Annotated in this window: 12 protein-coding genes and 2 pseudogenes; 4 read left to right on the top strand and 10 right to left on the bottom strand. The window is 59.6% G+C overall.

Features of this window, described 5'->3' with window-relative positions; translation table 11 throughout:
- Window positions 1-75, bottom strand: a pseudogene (locus Q1V60_RS08105) (HopJ type III effector protein); the annotation flags it as partial.
- Between Q1V60_RS08105 and Q1V60_RS08110 the strand changes: the two are divergent.
- Window positions 70-339: pseudogene (locus Q1V60_RS08110) on the top strand (HopJ type III effector protein); the annotation flags it as partial. The pseudogenes Q1V60_RS08105 and Q1V60_RS08110 sit on opposite strands and share 6 nt — an antisense overlap.
- A gap of 96 nt (window positions 340-435) precedes the next feature.
- Here Q1V60_RS08110 and trxB read toward each other — a convergent pair.
- Together trxB and Q1V60_RS08120 are read right to left on the bottom strand one after the other, a co-directional pair.
- On the bottom strand, window positions 436-1,398 hold the full coding sequence (gene trxB / locus Q1V60_RS08115; protein ID WP_300629088.1) for a thioredoxin-disulfide reductase: 963 nt from the start codon (window positions 1,396-1,398) through the stop codon (window positions 436-438).
- A 127-nt stretch (window positions 1,399-1,525) separates the two neighbouring features.
- Complete coding sequence (locus Q1V60_RS08120; RefSeq protein ID WP_300629090.1) at window positions 1,526-1,693, bottom strand: hypothetical protein; 168 nt, start codon at window positions 1,691-1,693, stop codon at window positions 1,526-1,528.
- Between Q1V60_RS08120 and cysZ the strand changes: the two genes are divergently transcribed.
- The 3 genes from cysZ (at window position 1,692) to Q1V60_RS08135 (ending at window position 4,015) form a co-directional block, all read left to right on the top strand.
- Window positions 1,692-2,456, top strand: coding sequence for a sulfate transporter CysZ (gene cysZ / locus Q1V60_RS08125; protein ID WP_300629092.1), 765 nt, complete (start codon window positions 1,692-1,694; stop codon window positions 2,454-2,456). The genes Q1V60_RS08120 and cysZ overlap by 2 nt on opposite strands.
- Window positions 2,457-2,510: 54 nt before the next feature.
- On the top strand, window positions 2,511-3,689 hold the full coding sequence (locus Q1V60_RS08130) for a glycosyltransferase family 1 protein (RefSeq protein ID WP_300629094.1): 1,179 nt from the start codon (window positions 2,511-2,513) through the stop codon (window positions 3,687-3,689).
- Between the two features lie 146 nt (window positions 3,690-3,835).
- Window positions 3,836-4,015: a hypothetical protein gene (locus Q1V60_RS08135; RefSeq protein ID WP_300629097.1), complete on the top strand. Its 180-nt coding sequence runs from the start codon at window positions 3,836-3,838 to the stop codon at window positions 4,013-4,015.
- A gap of 45 nt (window positions 4,016-4,060) precedes the next feature.
- On the opposite strand, the gene Q1V60_RS08140 is transcribed toward Q1V60_RS08135, so the two are convergent.
- From Q1V60_RS08140 to rplU, 7 genes are all read right to left on the bottom strand, one after another.
- Entirely contained in the window at window positions 4,061-5,164 is a 1,104-nt protein-coding gene (locus Q1V60_RS08140) for an NADH:flavin oxidoreductase (protein WP_300629098.1), read from the bottom strand.
- Window positions 5,165-5,320: 156 nt separating this feature from the next.
- On the bottom strand, window positions 5,321-5,803 hold the full coding sequence (locus tag Q1V60_RS08145; RefSeq protein ID WP_300629100.1) for a glutathione peroxidase: 483 nt from the start codon (window positions 5,801-5,803) through the stop codon (window positions 5,321-5,323).
- A 101-nt stretch (window positions 5,804-5,904) separates the two neighbouring features.
- On the bottom strand, window positions 5,905-6,369 hold the full coding sequence (locus Q1V60_RS08150) for a CreA family protein (protein ID WP_300629102.1): 465 nt from the start codon (window positions 6,367-6,369) through the stop codon (window positions 5,905-5,907).
- Between the two features lie 15 nt (window positions 6,370-6,384).
- On the bottom strand, window positions 6,385-7,503 hold the full coding sequence (gene proB / locus Q1V60_RS08155; RefSeq protein ID WP_300629107.1) for a glutamate 5-kinase: 1,119 nt from the start codon (window positions 7,501-7,503) through the stop codon (window positions 6,385-6,387).
- 111 nt (window positions 7,504-7,614) lie between these two features.
- Entirely contained in the window at window positions 7,615-8,838 is a 1,224-nt protein-coding gene (gene cgtA, locus Q1V60_RS08160; RefSeq protein ID WP_300629104.1) for an Obg family GTPase CgtA, read from the bottom strand.
- Window positions 8,839-9,031: 193 nt separating this feature from the next.
- Complete coding sequence (gene rpmA / locus Q1V60_RS08165; RefSeq protein ID WP_003176049.1) at window positions 9,032-9,289, bottom strand: 50S ribosomal protein L27; 258 nt, start codon at window positions 9,287-9,289, stop codon at window positions 9,032-9,034.
- A gap of 34 nt (window positions 9,290-9,323) precedes the next feature.
- The gene (gene rplU / locus Q1V60_RS08170) at window positions 9,324-9,638 is read right to left on the bottom strand and encodes a 50S ribosomal protein L21 (protein ID WP_003230856.1); all 315 of its coding nucleotides are present in this window, start codon (window positions 9,636-9,638) and stop codon (window positions 9,324-9,326) included.
- Between the last annotated feature and the right edge of the window lie 71 nt (window positions 9,639-9,709).

The following is a 9,709-nucleotide window of genomic DNA, read 5'->3' on the forward strand; positions in this document are numbered from 1 at the left end:
CAGCAGCGCCTCCTGATCGCTCAAACCTTCCAGCAGGGCCAATCCCAAGGTTTTGCACGAACCTTCGTTCTGGCCGCCGGCTATGACTACCAGCCGCAAGCTTTCACCAACGGCAACGTCGAAAACGCCGCCGGCCAGAACGAAGGTTCGTGCAAAACCTTGGGATTGGCCCTGCTGGAAGGTTTGAGCGATCAGGAGGCGCTGCTGGCGTTTGGCGAACATTATCGTTCAGTGGTGGCGACGCCTGAAGGCAGCGACCACGGCAATATCCGTGCATTGATCGCCCATGGTCTGGCAGGCGTGAAATTCACCGCGGCCCCTCTGGCCCGCAAGCCCTGAGTCAAAACACAGAACAAAAAATGTGTGTTGCTGTGTTGGTTAAATCCCACGCATAAAAAAACCGGCCTCGCAGCCGGTTTTTTTAGTTCAACGGGTTCAGAACGAAGCGTTCTGCAGACCGTCGAGGTAACGCTCGGCATCCAGGGCCGCCATGCAACCGGCGCCGGCCGAGGTGATGGCCTGGCGGTAGACGTGGTCAGCCACGTCACCGGCAGCGAAGATGCCGTCGATGTTGGTAGCGGTGGCGTTACCTTCACGGCCGCCCTGCACCACCAGGTAACCGTCTTTGGCGTCCAGCACACCTTCGAACAACGAGGTGTTCGGGGTGTGGCCGATGGCGATGAACACACCGTCGACTTTCAGTTCGTCGAAGCTGCCGTCATTGTTCTTCAGGCGAGCACCGGTCACGCCCATGTTGTCACCCAGGACTTCGTCCAGCGTGGCGTTGAGCTTAAGGATGATCTTGCCTTCAGCAACACGGGCGTGCAGCTTGTCGATCAGGATCTTCTCGGCGCGGAAAGTTTCGCGACGGTGCACCAGGGTCACGGTGCTGGCGATGTTGGCCAGGTACAGCGCCTCTTCCACGGCAGTGTTGCCGCCACCGACCACAGCCACCGGCTTGTTGCGATAGAAGAAACCGTCGCAGGTCGCGCAGGCGGAAACACCCTTGCCCATGAACGCCTCTTCCGATGGCAGGCCCAGGTAACGAGCGCTGGCGCCGGTGGCGATGATCAATGCGTCACAGGTGTACACGCCGCTGTCGCCAGTCAGGCTGTAAGGCTTCTTGGAGAAGTCGACCTTGTTGATGTGGTCGAACACGATCTCGGTTTCGAAACGCTCAGCGTGCTCTTTCATACGCTCCATCAGCACCGGGCCGGTCAGGCCGTGAACATCGCCCGGCCAGTTGTCGACTTCAGTGGTGGTGGTCAACTGACCGCCCGCTTGCATGCCGGTGATCAGCAGCGGCTTGAGGTTGGCCCGGGCAGCGTAGACGGCAGCGCTGTAACCGGCGGGGCCGGAACCGAGAATAATCACTCGCGAATGACGGGTATCAGACATGACTCACTCCTATCGACCGCCCGGACCACAAGACGGCTGGAATAAAAAAGGACCGCGAAGCACTTGGGGAAGGCTTGATCTCGCGGATCCTGAAAATAATGGGTGCAGCGTATAGAGGGGGGCAAGATTAAGGAAATACGCAATAACAATCCAGCTCATAGGTGGTCTCTATGCAGTCGACCCGTTTGATCGACCGTTCTGTTAACTCAGGTGTTACCGCTGATGTCGCCACTTTCACCGCCACGGCAAAGCCGGTAAGGTCGGCGCGTTCGCCATTCTGCTCGGAGTCTTCCATGCCTGCCCCCGCTCTTTCCGGCCCGCAATACCTGCGCGAAGGCCTCAAACTGGTGTTGAGCCCCGGCCTGCGCCTGTTCGTACTGCTACCGCTGGCGATCAATCTGGTGCTGTTCTTCGGCTTGATTTACTTTGCCGGCCACCAATTCAGCCTGTGGGTTGACCACCTGATGCCGACACTGCCCGGCTGGCTGAGCTTTTTGAATTACCTGCTGTGGCCGCTGTTTGTGGTGCTGGTGGTACTGATGGTGTTTTTCACCTTCACGATGCTCGCCAATATCATCGCCGCGCCGTTCAATGGCTTTCTTGCGGAGAAAGTCGAGGTGGTGGTGCGTGGCACCGACGACTTCCCGCCGTTCAGCTGGAGCGAGCTGATCGCCATGATCCCGCGCACACTGGCCCGGGAAATGCGCAAGCTGGGCTACTTCCTGCCGCGGGCTATCGGCCTGTTTATTCTGTCGTTCATTCCCGTGGTCAACCTGATTGCGGCGCCGTTGTGGTTGCTGTTCGGCGTGTGGATGATGGCGATCCAATACATCGACTACCCGGCCGACAACCACAAGCTGGGCTGGAACGAAATGCTCGCCTGGCTGCGTCAGAAACGCTGGCAGAGCATGAGCTTTGGCGGGATCGTCTACCTGGTGCTGCTGGTGCCGGTGGTCAACCTGCTGATGATGCCGGCGGCAGTCGCGGGGGCCACGTTGTTCTGGGTGCGCGAGCAAGGTGCCGAGGCGATGGCGGGGCAACAGGTAGCTCGGTCATAAATCCATCATCCCAGTGACACAATGACGACATGGCCCGCAGCGACACTGTGGGTCATGACGACAGCTTCGCTCCACATCACCCTGATCACCGAAACCTTCCCGCCGGAAATCAACGGGGTGGCCAATACACTTGGGCGCCTGTGCGACGGTTTGCGCGCGCGCGGCCATCAAATCGAACTGGTGCGCCCTCGCCAAAGTGCCGACCAGAGCCGGCCGAGTGATGATGCGTTGCTGTTGTGCCGTGGCTGGCCGTTGCCGGGGTATCCAGGGCTGCAATGGGGCCAATCGTCGATGCACAAACTGCTGCGACGCTGGACCCGCCAGCGTCCGGATGTGTTGTACATCGCCACCGAGGGGCCGCTGGGCCTGTCGGCATTACGCGCTGCGCGGCGCTTGGGCATCAGCGTGGTCAGCGGCTTTCACACCAACTTTCAACAGTATTCGAAGCAGTACGGCTTGAGCCTGTTAAGTCGCCTGGTCACCCATTACTTGCGCTGGTTTCATAACCGCTCGACCTTGACCCTGGTTCCCAGCGCGAGTCAACGCGTGGAACTGGAGCGCCGGCACTTCGAGCGTATTCAGATGTTGTCGCGGGGGGTCGATAGCCAGCTGTTCCACCCGGCGAAACGCGACTACGCCCTGCGCGAAAGCTGGGGTTTGGAGAGTGACGATATTGCAGTACTGCACGTAGGACGCCTCGCCCAAGAGAAAAATCTCGGGCTGCTTAAAAGCTGTTTCGATACGTTGCAAACCACGTATCCATCGCGGCGGCTCAAGCTGGTCATTGTCGGCGATGGCCCGCAGCGCTCCCTGTTGCAGCGCGATTTGCCTGAAGCGCTGTTCTGCGGCGCCCAGCGCGGTGAAGAATTGGCACGGCATTACGCCTCGGGGGATCTGTTCCTGTTTCCCAGCCTGACCGAGACGTTTGGCAATGTGGTGCTGGAAGCCATGGCTTCCGGGCTGGGTGTGGTGGCGTATGACCAGGCGGCTGCCACCCAGCATATTCGCCACGGCTACAACGGCGTGCTGGCAATGCCGGGGGACGAGAACGCGTTTTGCGATGCGGCCGTGTGGCTACTGGAGGAGCGCGAGACGCTACGCCGCGCGCGCTTGAACGCCCGGCAACACGCCAGCCGCCAAGGGTGGGCGGCGATTATCGAGCAATTCGAGAGCCAACTGCGAGGAGCGTGCGGGGAACAACTGGTTGCCCCTTCACAGACCTGTGCGCGTTGAAGGACCTTCCGTAAACAGCTTTGGATAGCGTGAAAGATCAGGTAAGGGTTTCCTGATATTTAAATGGGGAACGACTTTCTTTGAATTGCCAACCATTGATACCTGTCACTTCGGCAGGCCCTTCAAATCAATGGAGATACTGAAACATGTCAACTTCTGGAATGGGTGTGCACAACGGTATCAACATGCCGATGGCAGAGTGGACGCGTCAGCAACAGATATTTGATAAATCCAAGGCCGAGCCCCTCACCTACGACCAATCTGCACGTAAGGACGGGCACAAGACCGATCACAGCCGAGAGCTGAGGAAGGGACTGGAGTACTGAGGTTGCAGACCGGCTCCCCGTGAGGTTCACGGGGAGCACTGCTATTTACACCAGGCTCGTCAACGCCTCACGGCTGAACGGCAGAATGTCGGCCTCACGCCCCTCACGCACCTTCACCGCCCAATCCGGGTCCACCAGCAGCGCACGGCCCACGGCGACCAGATCGAATTCGTCGTTATTCAAGCGTTCCAGCAGGTTCTCAAGGCTGGCCGGCTGCGCGACTTTGTCGGTGTTGACCATGAACTGCAGAAACTCGCCGTCCAGGCCGACACTGCCAACGGTAATCGTCGGCTTACCCGTAAGCTGGCGCGTCCAGCCGGCCAGGTTGAGGTCGGAACCTTCGAACTCCGGCTCCCAGAAACGGCGCGTGGAGCAGTGGAAAATATCCACGCCGGCGTCGGACAACGGTTTGAGAAATTCGCCCAACGCCTCGGGGGTTTGCACCAGGCGCGCCGTGTAATCCTGCTGCTTCCACTGGGAAAAACGCAAGATGATCGGAAAATCCGGGCCGACCGCAGCGCGGGTGGCCTGGATCAGTTCGATCGCGAAACGCGAACGGTTGGCCAGGCTGCCGCCGTATTCGTCGGTGCGCTGGTTACTGCCTTCCCAGAAGAACTGATCGACCAGGTAGCCATGGGCGCCGTGGATTTCCACGCCATCCATGCCGATGCTTTGAGCATCTTTGGCCGCTTGGGCGAAGGCATGGATCACGTCTTTGATGTCCTGGGCGGTCATGCCGTGGACGACCACATTACCATCCTTGCGCTTTTCCATCGGGCCGTAGGCCGGCACGCTGGCGTCGGGCTCGGTGCCAATACGGCGCACGCTGCCCACATGCCATAACTGCGGAACAATCTTGCCGCCTTCAGCGTGGACCGCATCGACCACCTTCTTCCAGCCCGCCAACGCCGATTCGCCGTAAAAATGCGGCACGTTGGGGTAGCCGTTGGAGGCTTGATGGTCGACCACCGTGCCTTCAGTGATGATCAGCCCTACGCCCGCAGCGGCGCGACGTCGGTAGTACTCGATCACGTTGGAATTGGGTACGCCACCCGGAGAAAACGAGCGGGTCATCGGTGCCATGACCACACGGGTCGACAGTTGCAGCGCACCGAGCTGAAACGGTTTGAACAGGGCTTGGACGGGCATGGGAGCATTCCACGGGAGACTGGATTTATGACGCAGATAATATGGAGGGCTGACAGCGACGGGTAGCACTATTGATTTGGGTGATTAAGCGATAAAAGTGCTGAGGGAGTGGGACCGCTGCGCGGTCCAACGGGGAGCAGGCTCCCTCGCCACAGTTCAGCTCAGAGCTTTTTCGATGGCCTGGACGACCGTTGGATCATCCGGCGCAGTGCGTGGCGAGAAGCGCGCCAGTACACGACCATCCTTGCCGAGCAGGAATTTCTCGAAATTCCAGGTGATATCGCCTGGAAATTCAGCGCCCTCGCCCGCCAGCAGGCGGTACAGCTGATGGCGGTCAGGACCGTTGACCTCAAGCTTGCTGCCCAGCGGGAAAGTCACCCCGTAGTTGAGGCTGCAGAACGCCTGAATCTCTTGCTCGGTACCCGGCTCCTGGCCTGCAAATTGATTGCAGGGAAGGCCAAGCACTGTGAACCCCTGGCCTTTGTACTGCTGGTAGAGGTTTTCCAACGCCGCATATTGCGGGGTCAAACCACATTTGGAGGCAACATTGACCACCAGCACGACTTGGCCCTTGAAGGGCGCCAGCGGCAGCTCTTGTCCGTCCAACGCTTTGAGTTTCAGGTCGTGGAAAGCACTCATGACGAACTCCAGATATCCCATGTTCTTCGCATTGCAGCTGTTCGAGATTACAGACCACAAGCCTGCAATCATAGATGCCGATTGAAAAACTCGCCCGCCGGTTACTGCGCCGTTGGCCAGGGCAGTATCGGAATCGCCGTCACCGCGTTCTGCGGGCTGCCTTCGATCAGACGGTCGCTGTAGACCAGATACACCAGGGTATTGCGCTTCTTGTCGAGGAAACGCACCACCTGCATGGTCTTGAACACCAGCGAGGTGCGCTCCTTGAACACTTCGTCGCCGTCCTTGAGTTCGCCCTTGAAGTGGATCGGGCCGACCTGGCGGCAGGCAATCGAGGCTTCGGCGCGGTCTTCGGCCAGGCCCAGGCCGCCTTTCACGCCGCCGGTCTTGGCGCGCGACAAGTAGCAGGTCACGCCGTCGACCTTGGGATCATCGAACGCTTCAACGACGATACGGTCGTTGGGGCCGACAAACTTGAACACGGTCGACACCTGGCCGACTTCTTCTGCCGAGGCCAGCAGCGGCATGACCAACAGCAGGCCGAGCAATCCCTTCATTAAACGCATCGTGTATTCCTTTGGTTAAACCAGGATCAGGTTGTCGCGGTGAACCAGTTCCGGCTCGGCCATATAACCCAATAGACCGACAATCGCGTCAGACGACTGCCCGATGATTTTTTGCGCCTCAAGGGCGCTGTAGTTGGCCAGGCCGCGTGCGATTTCACGACCGTCCGGCGTCACACACACCACCATCTCGCCTCGGCGGAAGCTGCCTTGCACCAACTTGACGCCTACCGGCAGCAAACTTTTGTTGCCTTGGGACAGCGCCGACACCGCACCCGCGTCCAGCACCAGCGTGCCACGGGTTTGCAGGTGCCCTGCCAACCACTGCTTGCGCGCCGCCAGCATGCCGCGCTCCGGCGACAGCAGCGTACCGATGCGCTCACCGGCCTTGAGACGGTCCAGCACGCGCTCCAGGCGCCCACCGACGATGATGGTATGGGCGCCGGAACGGGCGGCCAGGCGAGCGGCGCGCAACTTGGTCTGCATGCCGCCACGGCCCAATGCGCCGCCGACACTGCCGGCCACCGCGTCCAGCGCCGGGTCATCAGCGCGAGCTTCATAAATAAGCTGGGCGTCGGGGTTGTTGCGCGGGTCGGCATCGAACATGCCATCGCGATCGGTGAGGATCACCAGCAGGTCGGCTTCCACCAGGTTCGCCACCAGCGCGGCGAGGGTGTCGTTGTCGCCGAAACGGATTTCATCGGTGACCACGGTGTCGTTCTCGTTGATCACCGGGATGACCTTGAGCTCCACCAGCGCACGCAAGGTGCTGCGGGCGTTGAGGTAGCGCTTGCGGTCGGACAGGTCGTCGTGAGTCAGCAGGACCTGCGCCGTGTGACGCCCATGCTCGGCAAAGCTGGATTCCCAGGCTTGCACCAGGCCCATCTGGCCGATGGCGGCGGCGGCTTGCAGTTCGTGCATCGCGCTGGGTCGCGCGGTCCAGCCGAGGCGGCTCATTCCGGCGGCAACCGCCCCGGACGAAACCAGCACCAACTCGACACCGGCCTCATGCAAGGCCACCATCTGCTCGACCCAGACACTCATGGCTGCGCGATCCAGACCCTTGCCATCCGCCGTCAACAACGCGCTGCCGATCTTTACGACCCAGCGCTGCGCACCTGTCACTTTGCTCCGCATCATCTTCAACCTTAGAGTGGGGGCCGCGCGACCCAGCGCCGCCCATAACGTTATACCCGGATACCAAAACGCCGCTCTAAAAGGAGCGGCGTTCAAGTTTATCGCAACGAATCAGTCGCGCACGTAAATGATTTCCGGGCCATCTTCATCATCCACGTCTTCTTCGTCCCAGTCATCGTCGCCGATGTCATGCACCGACTTCACGCCGCTGCGGCGCAGGGCACGTTGGTCGTCCAGGGCCTGCAACTGGGCACGGGCTTCGTCTTCGATCTGCTGGTCCAGTTCGGCAAGCTCGGCCTTGAACACCGGATCGGCCGCCAGGCGGTCGGCACGGTCTTCCAGATAACGCATGATGTCGCGGGTCAGGCGCTCGGTGCCTTCTTTGGCGATGGCCGAGATCACGTAGACCGGACCTTCCCACTCCAGACGGTCGACGATTTCCTTGACGCGCTCTTCGTGTTCTTCTTCGAGGATCTGGTCGCACTTGTTCAGCACCAGCCAACGATCACGCTCGGCCAGGGCCGGGCTGAACTTGGTCAGCTCGCTGACGATCACTTCGGCGGCGTCCGCTGCACTGGTTTCATCCAGTGGCGCCATGTCGACGAGGTGCAGCAGCAAACGGGTACGCGACAAGTGCTTGAGGAAGCGAATCCCCAGGCCGGCGCCATCGGAAGCACCTTCGATCAGGCCAGGAATGTCGGCGATCACGAAGCTTTTCCAACGATCGACGCTGACCACGCCCAGGTTTGGCACCAGGGTGGTGAAGGGGTAGTCGGCGACTTTCGGCTTGGCGGCAGACACCGAGCGGATGAAGGTACTTTTACCGGCGTTCGGCAGGCCCAGCAGGCCTACGTCGGCGAGTACTTTCATTTCCAGCTTGAGGTCACGCTGCTCGCCCGGCTTGCCCGGTGTGGTCTGGCGCGGTGCACGGTTGGTACTGGACTTGAATCGGGTGTTACCCAGACCGTGCCAGCCGCCTTGCACCACCATCAGCTTCTGGCCGGCCTTGGTCAGGTCGCCGATCACTTCCTGGGTAGCGGAATCGATGATCGTGGTGCCGACCGGTACGCGCAGTACCATGTCCTCACCTTTTTTACCGGTGCAGTCGGTGCTGCCGCCGTTGGAGCCACGCTCAGCATCGAAGTGCCGGGTGTAACGGTAGTCGACCAGGGTGTTGAGGTTTTCGTCGGCCATCAGGTAGATGGAACCGCCGTCACCGCCGTCACCGCCGTTGGGGCCACCGTTTTCGATGAATTTTTCGCGACGGAAACTCATGCAACCGTTACCGCCATCGCCTGCTTTTACTCGGATGGAAACTTCATCAACGAACTTCATAACAAAACGCCTCTCGCCGCGTGGACGAGCTTAAAAAACCAAGACATAAGACTCTTGCAAAAATGAGCGTAGCGACCTCAATCAGCGACCGCAAATCCAGCCCCGGAGCCCATCACAAAAAGTTTTGCAAGAGACTCACCCCACAAACGAAAAAGCCCCGTCGCGAGACAGGGCTTTTCCAGCGATCTCGCAGTTAGGCTGCGACAACGCTCACGTAACGGCGGTTGAACGCGCCTTTTACTTCGAACTTGATCACGCCTTCGATTTTAGCGAAGAGGGTGTGATCTTTACCCATGCCAACACCGTAACCGGCGTGGAATTGGGTGCCGCGCTGACGCACGATGATGTTGCCCGGAATGATTTTCTGGCCGCCATACATCTTAACGCCAAGGCGTTTGGCTTCTGAGTCGCGACCGTTACGGGTACTACCACCAGCTTTTTTGTGTGCCATGAGTCAATTCTCCTAGTGAGGAATTAGGCTGAAATTAAGCCTGAATACCGGTGATTTTGATCTCGGTGTACCACTGGCGGTGGCCCATACGCTTCATGTGGTGCTTACGACGACGGAACTTGATGATGCGGATTTTATCGTGACGACCTTGGGAGATCACTTCAGCCACAACGGTAGCGCCAGCAACAACTGGAGCGCCGATGTTCACGTCATCGCCATTGGCGACCAACAGAACGCGATCAAAAGTTACGGATTCGCCGGTAGCGATTTCCAGTTTTTCGATCTTCAGGTATTCACCTGGGGCGACCTTGTATTGCTTGCCACCAGTAACAATTACTGCGTACGACATGGTATTTCTCCGATAATCCTGCTCACCCAGCGCTTTATAAGAAGAGGTATTGGCTGGCATGGCTGCATGGG

Origin of the sequence: Pseudomonas sp. (assembly GCF_030147005.1) — a bacterium.
Taxonomy (GTDB): domain Bacteria; phylum Pseudomonadota; class Gammaproteobacteria; order Pseudomonadales; family Pseudomonadaceae; genus Aquipseudomonas.